This is a genomic window from Rhizobium sp. SAFR-030, assembly GCF_059415005.1.
On sequence record NZ_JBPFDO010000003.1, the window covers coordinates 559497 to 578716 of the forward strand.

The 19220-nt window shown below is 64.9% G+C and carries 12 protein-coding genes; 7 read left to right on the top strand and 5 right to left on the bottom strand.

The window, feature by feature from the left end; all coding sequences use genetic code 11:
- Positions 1-14: 14 nt before the first annotated feature.
- The 5 genes from ACR65N_RS12210 (at position 15) to ACR65N_RS12230 (ending at position 6961) form a co-directional block, all read left to right on the top strand.
- The gene (locus ACR65N_RS12210; protein ID WP_440457212.1) at positions 15-1088 is read left to right on the top strand and encodes a BMP family ABC transporter substrate-binding protein; all 1074 of its coding nucleotides are present in this window, start codon (positions 15-17) and stop codon (positions 1086-1088) included.
- A 150-nt stretch (positions 1089-1238) separates the two neighbouring features.
- Entirely contained in the window at positions 1239-2600 is a 1362-nt protein-coding gene (gene glmU / locus ACR65N_RS12215; protein WP_440457213.1) for a bifunctional UDP-N-acetylglucosamine diphosphorylase/glucosamine-1-phosphate N-acetyltransferase GlmU, read from the top strand.
- 106 nt (positions 2601-2706) lie between these two features.
- The gene (glmS, locus tag ACR65N_RS12220) at positions 2707-4533 is read left to right on the top strand and encodes a glutamine--fructose-6-phosphate transaminase (isomerizing) (protein WP_440457214.1); all 1827 of its coding nucleotides are present in this window, start codon (positions 2707-2709) and stop codon (positions 4531-4533) included.
- Between the two features lie 143 nt (positions 4534-4676).
- Positions 4677-5339, top strand: a complete 663-nt coding sequence (locus ACR65N_RS12225; RefSeq protein WP_430303701.1) for a DUF502 domain-containing protein — start codon at positions 4677-4679, stop codon at positions 5337-5339.
- Between the two features lie 143 nt (positions 5340-5482).
- The gene (locus ACR65N_RS12230) at positions 5483-6961 is read left to right on the top strand and encodes an esterase-like activity of phytase family protein (protein ID WP_440457215.1); all 1479 of its coding nucleotides are present in this window, start codon (positions 5483-5485) and stop codon (positions 6959-6961) included.
- Positions 6962-7033: 72 nt separating this feature from the next.
- Here ACR65N_RS12230 and ACR65N_RS12235 read toward each other — a convergent pair whose 3' ends face one another.
- Complete coding sequence (locus ACR65N_RS12235) at positions 7034-9331, bottom strand: FdhF/YdeP family oxidoreductase (protein WP_440457216.1); 2298 nt, start codon at positions 9329-9331, stop codon at positions 7034-7036.
- A gap of 144 nt (positions 9332-9475) precedes the next feature.
- Entirely contained in the window at positions 9476-11581 is a 2106-nt protein-coding gene (gene recG / locus ACR65N_RS12240; RefSeq protein WP_440457217.1) for an ATP-dependent DNA helicase RecG, read from the bottom strand.
- Between the two features lie 92 nt (positions 11582-11673).
- Between recG and ACR65N_RS12245 the strand changes: the two genes are divergently transcribed.
- On the top strand, positions 11674-12003 hold the full coding sequence (locus ACR65N_RS12245; RefSeq protein WP_440457218.1) for an FAD assembly factor SdhE: 330 nt from the start codon (positions 11674-11676) through the stop codon (positions 12001-12003).
- Positions 12000-15515: a transcription-repair coupling factor gene (gene mfd / locus ACR65N_RS12250; protein WP_440457219.1), complete on the top strand. Its 3516-nt coding sequence runs from the start codon at positions 12000-12002 to the stop codon at positions 15513-15515. Before ACR65N_RS12245 ends, mfd begins: the two co-directional genes overlap by 4 nt.
- Before the next feature lie 3 nt (positions 15516-15518).
- Here the strand turns inward: mfd and ACR65N_RS12255 are convergent, their stop codons facing one another.
- The 3 genes from ACR65N_RS12255 to ACR65N_RS12265 form a co-directional block, all read right to left on the bottom strand.
- Positions 15519-16454, bottom strand: coding sequence for a DMT family transporter (locus ACR65N_RS12255; RefSeq protein WP_440457220.1), 936 nt, complete (start codon positions 16452-16454; stop codon positions 15519-15521).
- Positions 16455-16547: 93 nt separating this feature from the next.
- On the bottom strand, positions 16548-17219 hold the full coding sequence (locus tag ACR65N_RS12260; protein ID WP_440457221.1) for a DsbA family oxidoreductase: 672 nt from the start codon (positions 17217-17219) through the stop codon (positions 16548-16550).
- Positions 17220-17250: 31 nt separating this feature from the next.
- Positions 17251-19059 (bottom strand): extracellular solute-binding protein, encoded by a 1809-nt coding sequence (locus ACR65N_RS12265; protein ID WP_440457222.1) that lies wholly within the window; start codon positions 19057-19059, stop codon positions 17251-17253.
- Positions 19060-19220 lie beyond the last annotated feature (161 nt).

Here is a 19220-nt window from a genome sequence, read left to right on the forward strand (position 1 = left end):
AACAGGGGTACACAATGAAGAAGCTGATCATCGCACTTGCCGCCACGGCTGCCGCCATCAGCGGCTTTTCGGGCAGCGCACAGGCTCAGGAAAAGACCAAGGTCTGCTTCGTCTATGTCGGGACACGCACCGACGGCGGCTGGACACAGGCGCACGAACTCGGCCGCCAGCAGGTCGACAAGACGTTTGGCGAAAAGGTCGAGACGCCGTTCCTCGAAAGCGTTCCGGAAGGTCCGGATGCCGAACGCGCCATCGAGCGCATGGCCCGCTCCGGCTGCGCGCTGATCTACACCACCTCGTTCGGCTTCATGGACGCGACGGTGAAGGTGGCGGAAAAGTTCCCGAAGGTGAAGTTCGAGCATGCGACCGGCTTCAAGGCTGCCGAAAACCTCTCCACCTACAATGCGCGCTTCTACGAAGGCCGCTACATCCAGGGCCAGATCGCCGCGAAGATGTCGAAGAAGGGCATCGCCGGCTACATCGCATCGTTCCCGATCCCGGAAGTGGTGATGGGCATCAATGCATTCGAGCTCGGCGCGAAGTCCATCAACCCGGAATTCAAGCTGAAGGTCGTCTGGGCCAACACCTGGTTCGACCCGGGCAAGGAAGCTGATGCCGCCAAGGCGCTGATCGACCAGGGCGTCGACATCCTGACACAGCACACCGACACGACCGCCCCGATGCAGGTTGCCGCCGAGCGTGGCATCCTCGCCTTCGGCCAGGCCTCCGACATGATCGCTGCCGGCCCGAAGACACAGCTGACGGCGATCGTCGACACCTGGGGCGCCTACTACGTCAAGCGCACCAAGGCGCTGCTCGACGGCACCTGGAAGTCGGAGCAGATCTGGGACGGACTGAAGGACGGCATCCTGACGATGGCGCCCTATACCAACATGCCGGACGACGTGAAGGCGATGGCCGAGGAAACCGAAGCCAAGATCAAGTCGGGCGAACTGCATCCGTTCACCGGCCCGATCAACAAGCAGGACGGTTCCGCCTGGCTGAAGGCCGGCGAAAAAGCCGAGGACGGCACGCTGCTCGGCATGAACTTCTACGTAGAAGGCGTCGACGACAAGCTGCCGCAGTAAGCCGGTCTGTCTGTCCATCAAGCGAAGGGCGCCCGTGTGGCGCCCTTTTTCGTTCGGTGGCCGATGCGAATGGTGAAGACCCGTCACGGGCGCTTGGCGCGGGCCCGGGACTGCTGATAAGAAGCGGCCGAAGACTGGATGGAGAACCGCATGACCCGCACCTGCCTCGCCGTGATCCTCGCCGCCGGCGACAGCACCCGGATGAAGTCGTCGATGTCGAAAGTGCTGCACCCGATCGCCGGCCTGCCGATGATCGCGCACGTGATGCAGGCCGTGCGCGGCGCCGAGATGAGCGATGCGGTACTGGTGGTCGGCCGTGACGCCGAGCGGGTGACGCAGGCGGGTTCGGTGGATGGCATGGCGGTCTCCTCCGTGCTGCAGACCGAGCGGCGCGGCACCGGCCATGCGGTGCTGATGGCGCGCGAGGCGATTGCCCGCGGCTACGACGACCTGCTGGTGACCTATGGCGACGTGCCGCTGGTGAGGCCGGAGACCTTCCTTGCTGCCCGGGCGAAGCTTGCCGAGGGTGCCGACATCGTCGTCATCGGTTTTCGCACCGCACATCCCACCGGCTATGGACGGCTGCTGGTCGAGAACGGCGAGCTGGTGGCGATCCGCGAGGAAAAGGACGCCAGCGACGAGGAGCGCAAGGTCACCTGGTGCAACAGCGGGCTGATGGCGATCAGCGGCGCGCGGGCCGTGGAATGGCTGGAGAAGATCGACAACAAGAACGCCAAGGGCGAGTACTACCTGACCGATCTCGTCGAGATCGCTCGCGCGGCCGGCGGCAGGGTGGTCGCCGTCGATGCGCCGGAAGCGGAACTCGCCGGCTGCAACACGCGGGCCGAACTGGCGCTGCTGGAGGCAAGCTGGCAACAGCGCCAGCGGCATGCGCTGATGCTCTCCGGCGTTTCGATGATCGCACCGGAAACCGTGTTCCTCGCCCACGACACGGTGCTCGAACAGGATGTGCTGGTCGAACCGAATGTCGTGTTCGGACCGGGCGTCACCGTCCGAAGCGGCGCGGTCATCCATGCCTTTTCGCATCTGGAAGGCGCGCAGGTCGCGGCAGGCGCCACCGTCGGTCCGTTCGCGCGGCTGCGTCCGGGCGCCAATCTCGGCGAGGGGTCCAAGGTCGGCAATTTCTGCGAGGTGAAGAAGGCCGAGATCGGCGCTGGCGCCAAGGTCAACCACCTCACCTATATCGGCGATGCGGTCGTCGGTGCCGGTTCCAATATCGGCGCGGGCACCGTGACCTGCAATTACGACGGGGTGAACAAGCACGAGACGCGGATCGGCGAAAACGCCTTCATCGGCTCGAACTCCTCGCTCGTGGCGCCAGTTTCCATCGGCGACGGCGCCTATGTGGCATCGGGCAGCGTCATCACCACCGACGTGCCGGAGAATGCCCTGGCATTCGGTCGTGCGCGCCAGGAGGTGAAGCCCGGGCGCGCCACTGCGATCCGCGAGCGGGCGCTTGCGGTGAAGGCTGCGAAGAAAGCCGGTCATTAACCCATCCGCATTACGATGCGACATTCAAATTGACCGCCGCCGATGTTGCACGGCGCGCCCGCTGCGCTACGAGTGCGCGCGGTGAAATCGACAGAAAGAGGATCCTATGTGCGGTATCGTTGGCATCGTCGGCAAGGCGCCGGTGGCGGAACGTCTGGTCGATGCGCTGCGGCGGCTCGAATATCGCGGATATGATTCGGCCGGCGTTGCCACCATCCATGATGGGCTGATGGAGCGTCGCCGGGCAGAGGGCAAGCTGTTCAACCTCGAACGGGTGCTGGCCGCCGAGCCGCTGCCGGGAACGATCGGCATTGCCCACACGCGCTGGGCAACGCATGGCGTGCCGAACGAGACCAACGCCCATCCGCATTTCGTCGACGGCGTCGCCATTGTCCACAACGGCATCATCGAGAACTTTTCCGAGCTGCGCGACGTGCTGTCCGCTGAAGGCGCGCTATTCGTCAGCCAGACGGATACCGAGGTGGTCGCGCATCTGCTGGCGAAATATCTGCGCGACGGCATGGACAACCACCAGGCGATGCTTGCCACGCTGAACCGCGTGACCGGCGCCTATGCGCTGGTGGTGATGTTCAAGAACGATCCGGACACGCTGATGTGCGCGCGCTCAGGCCCGCCTTTGGCGATCGGTCACGGCCAGGGAGAGATGTTCCTGGGTTCGGACGCGATTGCGCTTGCACCCTTCACAAACCGGATCACCTATCTGGTGGACGGCGACTGCGCGGTGATGACATCGCGTGGCGTGGAGATCACCGACTTTTCCGGGAAGCCTGTCTCCCGTCAGATGCAGATTTCGCAGGCGGCGGCGCTGATGGTCGACAAGGGCAACCATCGTCACTTCATGGAGAAGGAGATCTACGAGCAGCCGGAGATCATCTCGCATGCGCTCAGCCACTACGTAGATTTTTCGACAGGCACGGTGAAGGTGCAGGGCGAGGCGATCGATTTTTCCAAGGTCACGAGCCTGGCGATCTCGGCCTGCGGCACGGCCTATCTCTCCGGCCTCGTCGGAAAATACTGGTTCGAGCGTTACGCGCGGCTGCCGGTCGAAATCGATGTGGCGTCGGAATTCCGCTACCGCGAAATGCCGCTGTCGAAGACCCAGGCAGCGCTGTTCATCTCGCAGTCCGGCGAGACGGCCGACACGCTTGCCTCGCTGCGCTATTGCAAGGAGCAGGGCCTGCCGATCGGCGCCGTCGTCAACGTGCGCGAATCGACGATTGCCCGCGAGGCTGACGCGGTGTTTCCGATCCTTGCCGGTCCGGAAATCGGCGTCGCGTCGACCAAGGCCTTCACCTGCCAGCTGGCGGTGCTGGCGGCACTCGCCATCCAGGCGGCGCGCGCGCGCGGGACTTTGAGCGCCGAGCAGGAAAAGGAGATGGTCCGCCACCTCATCGAGATGCCGCGTATCATGAGCAGCGTGCTCAACCTCGTCCAGCCGCAGGTGGAAAGCCTGTCTCGCGAGCTGTCGCGGTTCAAGGACGTGCTTTATCTCGGCCGTGGCACCAGCTATCCGTTGGCCCTGGAAGGCGCGCTGAAGCTCAAGGAAATCTCCTATATCCACGCCGAAGGCTATGCGGCGGGCGAGCTGAAGCACGGGCCGATCGCGCTGATCGACGAGAACATGCCGGTGATCGTCATCGCCCCGCATGACCGGTTCTTCGAAAAGACGGTCTCCAACATGCAGGAAGTGGCGGCCCGCGGCGGCAGGATCATCTTCATCACCGACGAAAAGGGTGCGGCCGCCTCCAGGCTCGAGACCATGGCGACGATCGTGCTGCCAAATGTCGACGAGGTCATCTCGCCGATGATCTACGCGCTGCCGATCCAGCTCTTGGCCTACCATACGGCCGTGTTCATGGGCACCGACGTCGACCAGCCGCGCAACCTGGCGAAATCGGTCACGGTAGAGTGACGGGGGCCTGCGGCACGCCGATCGCGCGCCGCTGGTCTGTCTCACAATTTCCCGTTGGCGCACTTGCGAGGCGGGAAGGCCTGCGGCATTGTCCGCATTCACCGGCCTTCGACGGCAATGCAGCATGAGAATGACGGACGGGCATGACGGATAAACCGGAACGAATAACGGTGGCCGGCCGGTTGCGGAACAATTTTCTGACCGGTCTGATCATCTGCGCACCGATCGCCATCACCGTATGGCTGACCTTCGCCTTCATCGACTGGGCCGACAGCTGGGTGACGCCCTATATTCCGCAGCGCTACAATCCTCAGTATTACTTCGATATCGCCATTCCCGGCACAGGCCTGGTGATCGCCGTCGTGTTCATCACGGCCATCGGCTTTCTCGGCAAGAACCTGATCGGTCGCTCGGTCGTCGGCTTCGGCGAATCGATCGTCCACCGCACGCCGCTGGTGCGGACGCTCTACAGGAGCATCAAGCAGATCTTTGAGACGGTGCTGAAGGACCAGTCGACCTCGTTCAAGAAGGTCGGCATGATCGAGTTTCCCGGTCCCGGCACCTGGGCGCTGGTGTTCATCGCGACCGAAGCGCAGGGCGAGCTTGCGGCCCGATTCAACGAGCTTGGCCAGGAGATGATGGCCGTCTTCCTGCCGCCGACGCCGGTGCCGACCGCCGGCTTCCTGATCTTCGTGCCGAAGGACAAGATCATGATGCTCGACATGACGCCCGAGGAGGCCGCCAAGCTGCTGATCTCCGGCGGCCTGATCTCGCCCGACTGGAAGCCGAGACTGCCGGTCGCCTGAGCCCTGCGACCTTCATGTAGCCGTCATGTTGGGCGCCTAGAGACATCGCCAGGGACAATCACCGCCGGCCACGCCACGTCCGTTCGCAGACGTTGCGTCAGGCGCTGGCGGTGACCTTTCGGTTTGATCAAGGGACAATCATCATGACGCACCCGCGCCGCACATTTGCGCTTTCCGCAGCCCTGGCTGCTTCGGTCTTCCTGTCGCCGCTCGCAGCCATGGCCGATGCCACGGTATCGGTGGGCAGCGTCACCATCGCCAACAAGGGCCTCGTCGCCGTCGGCCGCATTCCCGCCAGCCAGCGCGACAAATTCGGCGAAACCTTCGGCTCCGGTTCGGGGATGGCAATCGATCCGACGAGCTGGAAGAAGGATGGCGACGCCTATGCCGGTTCGCTGTGGCTGCTGCCCGACCGCGGCTACAATGTCGAGGGAACGACCGACTACAACGACCGCCTGAACCGCATCGACCTGCGCCTGACGCCGGCCGCCGGCGACCTGTCCACCGAGGCGCAGCAAAAGGGTCTCGAGGCGAAGCTCGCCGAGACCATCCTGCTGACCGACGGTGAGGGCAAGAACATGACCGGGCTCGATCCGGAAGCCGGCACCCGTCCGGCATCGGGCAAGCTGCCCGTCCTGCCGCAGGCCCGCACCGGCAAGGTGGCGCTCGACCCGGAAGCGATCGTCCGTCTCGCCGACGGCTCGTTCCTGATCAGCGACGAGTACGGTCCCTACATCTACCGCTTTACGGCCAATGGCCGGCTTGTCTCGGCGACCCAGCCGCCGAAGGCACTGCTGCCGATGCGCAACGGCGAGACCAACTTCTCGTCCAACAACGTCGATGCCGAAGGAAAGAAGCCGGAGCCGAAGGATCCCGAAACCGGGCGCCAGAACAACCAGGGCCTCGAAGGCATGTCGATGACGCCGGACGGCAAGTTCGTCATCGCCGTCCTGCAATCGGCGGCTCGCCAGGATGGCGGCGATTCGGGTTCCACCCGGATGAACACCCGGGCGCTCGTCTACGATGCGACCGATATCGATGCGCTGAAGCTCGTTCACGAATATGTCGTGCCGCTGCCGACCTTCGACAACAAGGGCAAGGTGGCCGTTGCTGCGCAGAGCGAGATCCTGGCGCTGTCGGACAAAGCGTTCCTGATGCTCGCCCGCGACAGCAACAACGGTCAGGGACTGAAGGGCGACACCTCCGTCTACCGGAAGATCGAACTCGTCGACCTGTCAGGCGCGACGGATATCGCCAATGGCGACTTCGATGCGATGAAGCCGTTGGCGCCCAAGGGCGTCGTCGATGCCGCGGTGAAGCCTGCGACGCTGAAGAGCTTCATCGACCTCAACGACAGCAAGGAGCTCTCTCGCTTCGGCCTGCACAACGGCGCGCCGAACGACCGCAACAACCTGTCTGAAAAGTGGGAGGCGATGTCGATTGCCAGCGTTCTCGATCCGGCAGCACCGAACGACTACTTCCTGTTTGTCGCCAACGACAACGATTTCCTGACGCAGGACGGCTTCCAGGTGGGTGCGGCTTACAAGGCCGAGGGCGGCGCCGACGTCGACACCATGTTCCAGGTGTTCCGCGTCACGCTGCCGGGCATGGCCGCCAAGTAAGCCACCTGTCTCCAACCAAAAGGGCCCGGCGGATCACTCCGCCGGGCCCTTTCTCATGTCAGCTTGTCGTCATCAGGCCGCGGCAGAGCCGACGACCCGGACGGGGACGCCCTTGTAGGCCGGGGTGCCGGAGCGCACATCGTGGTCGCCAAGCGCGATCACCGCGTTCATCTCTGGATAATAGCCGGCGATGGTGCCCTTGGGGATGTCGTAGGCGATGGCGGTGAAACCCTCGACGCCGCGCTGGCGCCCGTCGCCCGTCCACAGCGACTGGATGTCGATCCGATCACCTTCCGCAAGGCCGCGAGCGGCCAGATCCTCGGCGTTCATGAAGATCACGTCGCGCCGGCCGAAGACGCCACGGTAGCGGTCGTCCATGCCGTAGATGGTGGTGTTGTACTGGTCGTGGGCGCGCAGTGTCGTCAGCACCAGGGCATCGCCGGCGGTCTGCCGCTCGTCCTCTTCCACGCCGCGGGCGACGAGGAACATCGCCTTGCCGGTCGCCGTGTTCCAGATCCTGTCCGATGCGCCGACGGTGAGGCGGAAGCCGCCCTTGACGCGAACCCGGCGGTTGTAATCGGCAAAGTCGGGGAACACGATTTCGATCTTGTCGCGGATGCGGTCATAGTCGGCAAGCATGCCGTCCCAGTCGATGCCGTAGCGGTCGCCGAGCGTCGCCTTGGCCATGCCGACGACGATCGCCGGCTCGGAGCGAAGCTGCTCGCCGGGCGGGTTGAGGAAGCCGCGCGAGGCGTGCACCATCGACATGGAATCCTCGACCGTCACCGATTGCGGGCCGGAGGCCTGCACGTCGAGGTCGGTGCGCCCGAAGCAGGGCAGGACGATGGTCGTCTTTCCCGTCAGCAGATGCGAGCGATTGAGCTTGGTGGCGATGTGGACCGAGAGGTCGAGCTTGCGCATGGCGGCGAAACAGGTCTCGGTGTCCGGCATGGCGACCGGCAGATTGCCGCCGAGGCAGATGAGCGCCTTCGAGCGGCCGTCCATCATCGCCTCGATGGTCTCGACGGCATTGTGGCCCTTCTCCGCCGGCGGACGGAAGCCGAAGGCGCGCTGCATGCCGTCGAGCAGCGCGTCCGTCGGGATCTCGGTGATGCCGACCGTGCGGTCGCCCTGGACGTTCGAGTGACCGCGCAGCGGGCAGATGCCGGCGCCCTCGCGGCCCATATTGCCGCGCAGGAGCAGGAAGTTGGCAAGCTGCTGGACGTTGTCGGTGCCATGCGCATGCTGTGTGATGCCCATGCCATAGCAGGCTATAACCTTCTTGGCGTTGATGTAGACATCGGCGGCGCTGCGCAGTGCCGCCTGCGTGAGCCCGGACGCAGTCATGATGGTTTCCCAGGAGGTTGCGTCGATATCCTCGCGCAGCGTTTCAAGTCCCAGCGTGTGCTCGGCGATGAAGGCCCGGTCGAGAACGCCCTTGCCGTCGGCGGCGAGGCTCTCGTCGTCGCGCTCGAACACCGCCTTCATCAGCCCCTTGAGGGCCGCCAGGTCGCCGCCGGCCTTTACCTGGTGATAGGCGGACGCGATCGGCGTCGACGACATGGTCGCCATCTCCACCGGGTTCTGCGGCGAGGCGAATTTCTGCAGCGCCCGTTCCTTCAGCGGATTGAAGACGATGATCGGCACGCCACGGCGGGCGGCGTCATGCAGCGTCGCCATCATCCGCGGATGGTTGGTGCCGGGATTGTGGCCGAAGCTGAAGATCGCGTCGCAATGGTCGAAATCCTCAAGCAGCACCGTGCCCTTGCCGACGCCGATCGATTTCGGCAGGCCGACGCTGGTTGCCTCGTGGCACATGTTCGAGCAGTCGGGAAAGTTGTTGGTGCCATAGGCACGCACCAGCAGCTGGAAAAGGAAGGCAGCCTCGTTGGAAGCCCGGCCGGAGGTGTAGAACTCCGCCTCGTGCGGGCTGTCCAGCGCGTTCAGACCCTGACCGATCAGCGCGAACGCCTCGTCCCAGCCAATCGTCTGATAGCGGTCGGTCTCGCGATCGTAGATCATCGGATGGGTGAGGCGACCCTGATCCTCCAGCTGGTGATCCGTCCAGCCCCAGAGTTCGCTCACCGAGTGCAGCTGGAAGAATTCCGGGCCGACGCGCTTGGCGGTCGATTCCCAGGTGATCGCCTTGGCGCCGTTCTCGCAGAACTCGAAGGAAGAGGCGTGCCGCGGATCGGGCCAGGCGCAGCCGGGACAATCGAAGCCGTCCGGCTGGTTGGCCTTCATCAGCGTTGCGCTGCCCTGGGCGACGATCTGCTGCTGCGCAAGCGTCTTGGCGACTGCGCGCAAGGCACCCCATCCGCCGGCCGGCGCATCATATTCCTTGATCCCAGATGGTCGTTTGGCTGCCATGATGTTCTCCGTCAATGTCGAGTCAGGTCATACCCCGAATGTGGAAAACTTGACATCTGTCACTTGGATCATCCGGCCTTCGATGTCTTGGCAAAACGACGTACGCTTTTGAACAATCGACTGTTGCCCGGACCGAGCGTTCCGTCAGCCGGCGCGCAGGAAGCGGATCGCCTCGTCGCGGCGGTGCAGGTAGAGAAGGACGCGCAGCGCCTGACCGCGCTCACCGGTCAGATCCGGATCCTTTTCCAGCAGATAGGCGGCATCCTTGCGGGCCGTCTCCAGAAGGTCGGCATGGGCCTCCAGACTGGCGATCCGGAACCCCGGCGTGCCAGACTGACGGGTGCCGAGCAGCTCGCCTTCGCCGCGCAGTTTCAGGTCCTCCTCGGCGATCAGGAAGCCGTCCTCGCTGTCGCGCAGGATCGACAGCCGAGCCCGACCGGTCTCGCTGAGCGGTCCCTTGTAGAGGAGGATGCAGGTGGAGGCCTCATCGCCGCGACCGACGCGGCCGCGCAACTGGTGCAACTGCGCCAGGCCGAACCGCTCGGCATGCTCGATGACCATGATCGTCGCGTCCGGCACGTCGACGCCGACCTCGACAACGGTGGTGGCGACCAGCAGGCGAAGCTCGCCGGACTTGAAGGCGGCCATGACGGCATCCTTTTCCGGCCCGGTCATGCGGCCGTGGACGAGGCCGACCTTGGGGCCCAGCGCTTTCGACAGACCGGCATGCCGCTCTTCCGCCGACATCAGGTCGGAGACATCCGACTCCTCGACGAGCGGGCAGATCCAGTAGGCCTTCTTGCCCTCGGCAAGCGCCGACCGGAGCCGCGCGACGATCTCGTCGACCCGCTCCGTCGGGACGGTGACGGTCTGGATCGGCTTGCGGCCAGCCGGTTTCTCGGTGAGCTTCGAGACATCCATGTCGCCGAAGGCGGCAAGCACCAGCGTGCGCGGAATGGGCGTCGCGGTCATCACCAGCATGTGCGGCGACAGGCCCTTGGCGGTCAGCCGAAGCCGCTGGTGGACGCCGAAGCGGTGCTGCTCGTCAACGACGGCCAGCATCAGGTCCTTGTAGACGATGGCATCCTGGAACAGCGCGTGGGTGCCGATGATGATCTGCGCTTCGCCGGACGCAATGCGTGCCAGCACCTCGTCGCGCTCGCGGCCCTTCACCCGGCCGGTCAGCACTTCCACCTTCAGGCCGACGGCAGCGGCGGACCGGCTGATTGTTGCAAAATGCTGGCGGGCGAGGATTTCGGTCGGCGCCATCAGCACCGCCTGGCCGCCGGCCTCCACGGCATCGGCCATCGCCATCAGCGCCACCAGCGTCTTGCCGGCGCCGACATCGCCCTGCAGCAGGCGCAGCATCCGCTCGTCCTTGGCCATGTCCGAGCGGACATCGGCGATGGCCGCCTGCTGGCTGGCGGTCAGCGAGAACGGCAGCGACGCACCGATCTCGGCGCCGATCCGGCCATCGACCCGGATCGGCCGGCCGGCGACCTTGCGCAGCCGTTGGCGCACCAGCGCCAGCGACACCTGGCCGGCGAGGAATTCGTCATAGGCCAGCCTGCGGCGGGCTGGCGTCTGGGGGTCGAGATCCTGCGCATCGCGCGGATCGTGCAGGCCCCGGAAGGCATCGGCGACCGACGGCAGCCCCTGCTTCTGCTGGAAATGCAGGTCCATCCATTCGGGCAGGTCCGGCAGTCGGGCAAGCGAGCCTTCGACGGCCCGCCGGATGACCTTCGGCACGAGGCCTGCGGTCATCGGATAGACGGGCTCGACCAGCGGCATGTCGCTGGCTTCGGAAACCTTCATCATCAGGTCGGGGTGCACCATCGAGGCGCGGCCGTTGAACCAGTCGACCTTGCCGCTGACCAGAACCTGTTCGTCGACCGGCAGGGTCTTTTCCAGCCAGTTGCCCTTGGCCCGGAAGAAGGTCAGCGCCAGTTCGCCTGTCTCGTCGTGGAGGATCACCCGGTAGGGCATGTTCGACTTGCCGGGCGGCGGCGGCAGGTGGCGGTCGACGCGACCTTCGATGGTGACGATGGCGCCTTGCGGGGCAAGTGCGATGCCCGGCCGGTTGCGACGATCGATGATCGACGACGGCGCGTGGAAGAGGACGTCGACCACCCGGCAGTCGTCGGCATCCTCGCGGCTGGTGACGCGGGCGATCAGATCGGCGAGTTTCGGGCCGATGCCTGGCAGGCTTGCGACGGAGGCGAAGAGAGGGTCTAGGAGGGCAGGACGCATGGCCGGCAAAATGCGCCGGATAATGGCTGCTTGGCAAGGCTGACAAGGTGAAGATTTCGTCCTATATCAGCCCCGCAACGAAGGTTTACGCCATGACAGGACTGTCGCGCAGCAGCGCCGATCTCGACCCCCGCCGCCGGAGGATCCTCTACCGCTGCTGGCATCGTGGCATCCGCGAGATGGATCTGGTCTTCGGCCAGTTCGCTGAAAACGAGATCGCTTTGCTGTCCGAGGCGGAACTCGACGCGCTGGAGACGGTGATGGCGGAAGAGGATCAGGACCTCAACAGCTGGATCACCGGTGCCGAGCCGCTGCCCGAACACATGCAAACTGAAATGTTCGCGCGGATTGCAGCCTACCGCCCCGACTTCGACATCGTGACGAAGGCCAGCCTCGCAGAAAAATACGGACAGGGCGAATGATCGCAGGTTTCGACGCGAAGACGATCGCTGCCTCGGCGGCGGGACTGACCATTGCCAATGTGCAGACCGGCATCGAGCCGCTGATCTTGGCCGAGATGGCGCGGGCCGGCCAGTCGGTCGCCTTCGTGATGTCAGACGGCCACCGGATGGCCGACCTAGAGCAGATGCTGTCCTTCGTCGCGCCTGAGATCCCCGTCTTGTCGCTGCCGGCCTGGGACTGCCTTCCCTACGACCGCGTCTCGCCTAGCACCGATGTCTCGGCCCGTAGGCTCGCGGCGCTTGCCGGTCTCATCGCCCATGCCAAGAAACCGCATCCGGCCATCGTGCTGGTGACGGTCAACGCGATGATGCAGAAGATCGCCCCGGCCGGCGTCATCGAGAACCTGGCGTTCTCGGCCAAGCCCGGCAATATCGTGCGCATGGACGACATCGCCGCGCGGCTGGAGCGCAACGGTTTCGACCGCGTCGCAACCGTGCGCGAAGTCGGCGAATTCGCCGTACGCGGCGGCATTCTCGACGTCTTCGTGCCCGGCAGCGAGGAGCCGGTGCGGCTGGATTTCTTCGGCGACACGTTGGAAACCATCCGCAGCTTCGATCCGGCAAGCCAGCGGACGACCGGCCAGGCGCGGTCGCTGGATCTCAGCCCGATGAGCGAGGTGACGCTGACGCCGGAGACGATCAGCCACTTCCGCAGATCCTACCTTTCGACCTTCGGCGCGGCGACCCGCGACGATTCGCTCTACCAGGCGGTCTCGGAAGGACGGCGCTATGCGGGCATGGAGCACTGGCTGCCGCTGTTCTACGAGGGTCTCGACACCGCTTTCGATTACCTCAAGGGCTTCCGCATCGTCACCGACCACACGGCCCGCGAGGCGGCCGAGGAACGGTCGCGGCTGATCCTCGACTATTACGAGGCACGCAAGAATTCCGGCTCGACGTCAAAGGTCGGAGCCGCGCAGGCCGCGCCCTACAAGCCGCTGGCGCCGAACGACCTCTATCTCAGCGGCAAGGCTTTCGGCGCTGCGCTCGATGCGGTCTCGGCGGTGCGCCTGACGCCGTTCAACGAGCATGAAGGCGAGGCGCGCCGCGTCGTGACGCTCGACGCCCGCTCCGGCCCGCGCTGGGCACGGGCGCAAGCCGACGCCGAGCAGCAGAACCGCGACGAGCGGGTCAACGTCTTCGACCTCGTCGTCAAACACATCGCCGACAAGCGTGCCGCCGGCGCCAAGGTGCTGGTCACCGGCTGGTCGGCCGGCTCGCTCGACCGGCTGCTGCAGGTGCTCGACGAGCATGGCCTGAAACGTATCAAGCAGATCGACAGCCTCGGTGACATCCGCAAGCTTGACAAGGGCGAGGCGGCATCCGCCGTCCTCAGCCTCGAGGGCGGGTTCGAGACGGGCGATCTTGTCATCATCGGCGAGCAGGACATTCTCGGCGACCGCATGGTCCGCCGCTCCAAGCGCCGCAAGCGGGGCGCCGACTTCATCTCGGAAGTGGCGGGTCTCGACGAGGGATCGCTGGTCGTGCATGCCGAGCACGGCATCGGCCGCTTCGTCGGCCTGAAGACCATCGAGGCGGCCGGCGCGCCGCGTGCCTGCCTGGAACTGCACTATGCCGACGAGGCAAAGCTGTTCCTGCCGGTGGAAAACATCGACCTGTTGTCGCGCTACGGTTCGGATGCGGCTGAAGCCCATCTGGACAAGCTCGGCGGCGGCGCCTGGCAGGCCCGCAAGGCCAAGCTGAAGAAGCGCCTGCTGGACATGGCCGACGGGCTGATCAAGCTTGCCGCGACCCGCATCACCCGCCGGGCGCCGGTGCTTGAGACGCCGGAAGGGCTTTACGACGAGTTTGCCGCGCGCTTCCCCTACGACGAAACGGAAGACCAGGCGAACGCCATCGATTCCGTCCGCGACGATCTGGCGGCCGGCCGTCCCATGGACCGGCTCGTGTGCGGTGACGTCGGCTTCGGCAAGACGGAGGTGGCGCTGAGGGCTGCGTTCTTCGCCGCCATGAACGGCGCCCAGGTGGCCGTGGTCGTCCCGACCACGCTGCTTGCCCGCCAGCACTTCAAGACGTTCCGCGACCGTTTCCGCGGGCTGCCGATCCGCGTCGAGCAGGCCTCGCGTCTGGTCACCGCCAGGGAGCTGAACCAGACAAAGAAAGATCTTGCCGAAGGCAAGGTCGACATCGTCGTCGGCACGCATGCACTACTCGGTTCCAGCATCACGTTTGCCAATCTCGGACTGCTGATCATCGACGAGGAGCAGCACTTCGGGGTCAAGCACAAGGAGAAGCTGAAGGAGCTGAAGAGCGACGTGCACGTGCTGACGCTGTCTGCGACGCCGATCCCGCGCACGCTGCAGCTGGCGATGACCGGGGTGCGCGAGCTGTCGCTCATTACCACGCCGCCGGTCGACCGCATGGCGGTGCGCACCTTCATCTCGCCCTTCGATCCGCTGGTAATCCGCGAGACGCTGATGCGCGAGCAATATCGCGGCGGTCAGAGCTTCTTCGTCTGTCCGCGGCTGGCCGACCTGCCGGAGATCCAGGCCTTCCTGCAATCCGACGTGCCGGAGCTGCGGGTGGCGGTGGCGCACGGGCAGATGCCGGCGAGCGAGCTGGAAGACATCATGAATGCCTTCTACGACGGCAAGTACGACGTGCTGTTGTCGACGACGATCGTCGAATCGGGGCTGGACGTGCCGACCGCCAACACGCTGATCGTGCACCGCGCCGACATGTTCGGCCTGGCGCAGCTCTACCAGCTGCGCGGCCGCGTCGGTCGTTCGAAGGTGCGGGCGTTCGCGCTGTTTACGCTGCCGGTCAACAAGACGCTAACGACGACTGCCGAACGCCGCCTCAAGGTGCTGCAGTCGCTCGATACGCTGGGTGCCGGCTTCCAGCTGGCCAGCCACGACCTCGACATCCGCGGCGCCGGCAACCTGCTCGGAGAGGAGCAGTCGGGCCACATCAAGGAGGTCGGCTTCGAGCTCTACCAGCAGATGCTGGAGGAGGCGGTGGCCGAGGTGAAGGGCGACGACCAGGTTCTGGACACCGGCTGGTCGCCGCAGATCTCCGTCGGCATCACCGTGATGATCCCGGAAACATACGTGCCCGACCTGCACCTGCGCATGGGGCTCTACCGCCGGCTTGGCGAACTGACCGATCTGTCGGAGATCGACGGCTTCGGCGCCGAGATGATCGACCGCTTCGGCCCGATGCCGGTCGAGGTGCAGAACCTCTTGAAGGTGGTGTTCATCAAGTCGCTCTGCCGCACGGCGAATGTCGAAAAGGTCGATGCGGGCCCGAAGGGTATCGTGCTGCAGTTCCGCGATCGGCAGTTCCCCAACCCGGCGGCCCTGGTCGGCTACATCGCCAAGCAGGGTTCGATGGCGAAGATCCGCCCGGACCACAGCATCTTCCTGACCCGCGACCTGCCGACGCCCGAGAAGCGTCTGTCGGCGGCGGCCCAGGTGATGGTGCAGATGGCCGATCTCGCCAAGCAGGCGTAAGCGTCAGCTGCCGTTCTCGGGCTTTACCGCGATCGCCGTATCGCTGGCACCGGCGACCGGTGGCGGCAGCGGCGTCTGGCGCTTGCGCTCGCGGATCAGCGTCAGCAGACCCGAGCCGACGATGAGCGCGATGCCGACCAGCATCCAGCCGTCGACGCCGTCGCCGAACAGCAGGTAGCCGAGCAGGATCGCCCACAGCATCTGGGTATACTGGATCGGCGTGACGATGGCGGCGGGCGCATAGAAGGTGGCGATCATCAGCAGCACGGTGCCGGCGGCCGCCAGCAGGCCGAAGGAGGCCAGCAGCAGCAGGTCGGATACCGACGGCAGCACGAGGTTGGGCAGCATCGCCAGCGAGCAGATCGACAGGCTGCCGAGAAGACCGGCGCCGTACATCGAGATATTCTTCTCGCTCGGCCCGAGCGCCCGGTAGATGATGACGGAAACGGCACCTGTGAAACCGGCCGTCAATGCCGCCAGATGGCCGTAGGAGAGCTCGCGGAAACCGGGCCGCAGCACCACCAGCACGCCCAGAAATCCGACTCCAACCGCCGTCCAGCGTTTCAGGCCGACCTGCTCCTTGAGGAAGATCACCGACATGATGGTGGCGAACGATGGCAGCAGGAAGATCAGGCAGAAGGCTTCGGCCATCGACAATTCGGTGAAGGCGATGATGCTGCAGACGGTGCTGACGGCGGCACAGACGAAGCGCAGCAGCCAGAGCGGCCGGTTTCGCGTGCGCACCATGTCGGTCCAGCGGTCGCCGGGCTTGATCAGGAAGGGGATGGCGAAGATGCCGACCAGCGTGCCGATGAAGCCCGCCTCGAATGGCGGCACGCGACCCTCGACCAGTTTCACCGAGGCGTCGCTGAAGGAGTAGGCGGCAAAGCAGAGAAAGGCGAGGAAAGCGCCCTTCAAGGTGTTGTCTGAGGCGTTCACGCGAGCTGTCCCGACGGGAGGGATGATCCGTCCGGGATAGATCCCGACCGGGCATCCGTCAATTCGGAAGTTCGCAGGCTCCCGCTGCCCTGGTCAGTTCAGCCCAGCCATCGCTTCGGCCTTCATCCGGGCGATATCGCGAAAGGCGTTCGCCAGCACGTCCGGAGTCTGGGCACCGCTCAGCGCATATTGCTGGTCGATGATGAAGAACGGCACGCCGTTGACGCCCATGTTCTGCGCCGCGTCGATCTCGGCGAGCATCGTGTCCTTGTCGGCATCCGAGGCAAGCAAGGCGCCGATGACCGCGCGGTCGAGCCCGGCCTGTTCGGCGATGTCGAGCAGCACGGCGTGATCGCCGACATTCCGACCTTCTTCGAAATTCGCCTTGAACAGCAGCGTCACCACCCGGTCCTGGATCTCGCGACTCTCGGTCACCGCCCAGTGGATCAGCCGGTGCGCGTCCAGCGTATTCGGGCCGATGCGGATGGCATCGAAATCGAAGGCGATGCCGACTTCGCGACCAAGGCCGGTCAGCATTTCGTGGCCGCGGGCGACGGCCTCTGCGCCGCCGAGCTTGGCCTCCAGCGCCTGGCGCTGATCGACGCCTTCCGCCGGGTAATCCGGGTTGAGCCGGTAGGGGCGCCAGTTGATGTCGATGCCGACCTCGTCCTGCACCTCGGCGATCGCCAGTTCCAGGCGCGCCTTGCCGAGATAGCACCAGGGGCAGACCACATCCGAGACGAGGTCGATCGTCAGTCTTTGCATCACATCTTGTCCTTTGCTTCGGCGGGCGGGGTCACTGGACCCGCGCATCCCACCAGGTTGGCAGCTGATAGCCGTAGAGCGGCACCGCGTCCGGATGAACGATATGCTTCCAGCGCGCAATCCACTGATCCGGAATATGGTAGAGCGGCACGACATAGTGGCCGGCCATCAGCAGCCGGTCGTAGGCCCTAACCGCCGTCGTGAATTCCTCGCGGCTGCGCGCGGCCAGCATCGCCTGGATGATCCGGTCGACATCCGGGTCACCGAGGCCGGCGAAGTTGAAGCTGCCGGGACGATCGCGCGAATCGCTCCCCCAGCGCCCGACCTGCTCGATGCCGGGCGACAGCGACGAGGGGTAGGACTTCATGATCACGTCGTAGTCGAAGCTGCCGGACCGGCTCTGGTACTGTGCATCATCGACGGTGCGGATGCCAACCTCGACGCCGATCATCCGCAGCGTCCGCTGGTAGGCGATCGCCACCTTCTCCTGGTCGGCGTTCTGGGTCATGATCTCGAAGGCGAGCGGGCGGCCGGAGGCGTTCGTCATCCGACCGTTGCGGATCGTGTAGCCGCCACGTTTGAGGATGTCGACGACATCGCGCAGCACCTTGCGATCGGCGCCTGAGCCATCGGACGGGACGATCGTCGACTTTCCGGCAAGGATGTCCTGCGGGATGCGATCCTTCGCGGCGCCGAGCAGCGCCAGTTCGGCTGCGTCCGCCGGATGTCCGAGCGACGACAGGTCGGAGTTCTGCCAGTAGCTTTCGGTGCGGGTATAGGCGCCGTCGAACAGGTTGCGGTTTGCCCACTCGAAGTCGAAAGCGCGCACCAGCGCCTCGCGGACCTCGGTGTTCTGGAATGTTTGCCGGCGCAGATTAAAGACGAAGCCGAGCATGCCGGTCGGCAGCTTGGGCTTGAAGACATCCTTGATGACACTGCCATCGGTGACCGCAGGAAAATTGTAGCCGCGCGCCCAGTGAGTGGGATTGCCTTCGAGGTATATGTCGATGACACCCTTCTTGAAGGCTTCGAACAGGGTATTCTCCTGTAGGAAATACTCGATGGAGATCTCGTCGTAATTGTCGAAGCCGATCTTGGTCGGGATGTCCTTGCCCCAGTAGTCCGGGTTGCGGCGGTAGACGATCTTCTGGCCGGGGCTGACGGACTGGATGCGGTAGGGGCCGGAACCGACCGGAACCTGCAGGGTCGACTGGTCGAATGTCTTGGCGTCTATCGCATGCTTCGGCAGAATCGGCGTCGAGACGGCGAGAATCAGCGGGAATTCACGATCGGCCTGGCTATTGAAGGTGAAGCGGACGCTGTGATCGCCGACCTTTTCCATCTTCTCGACCGGTTTCAGGCGGTTGTTGAACGGCGTTCGGCCCTTGTCGCGCAGCACCTCGAAGGAGAACATCACGTCTTCCGGGGTGACCGGCACGCCGTCCGACCACCGGGCCTTCGGATTGAGGTTGAACTGGATGAAGCTGCGGTCGTCGTCCGTCTCGACGCTTTCGGCGAGCAGGCCATAGAGCGTGAACGGCTCGTCGGACGAGCGCACCATCAGCGTCTCGTAGATCATGTTGCCGAAGATGTTGTCCCAGACGCCGCGCGCCGTGGTGCGGATGCTCTTCAGGTTGAAGGGGTTGAGGCTATCGAAGGTGCCGACGACGCCATAGGCGATGCGGCCGCCTTTTCTGGCAGCCGGATCGGCATAGGGAAGATGCGCAAAATCGGCGGGTAGGGCAGGCGCGCCATGCATGGCAATGCCGTTGACCGGCGCAGCCGCGGCCACGCCCATCCACGACAGAAAGACCAGCGATAGGGCGGTCAGGCGGCGCATCGTCACCTCGTCTTGGAACGCTTCATGATTCGGCCGAACCTAACGCATAGGGCCGGCCAAGACCAATATAGTCGAACGAAACTTGAGCCGCAGCGCCGAAAATGCCAAACTAGTGCTGGCTATCGCGGACACCGCGATGTAACAGGTTGGCCGGACGGGCG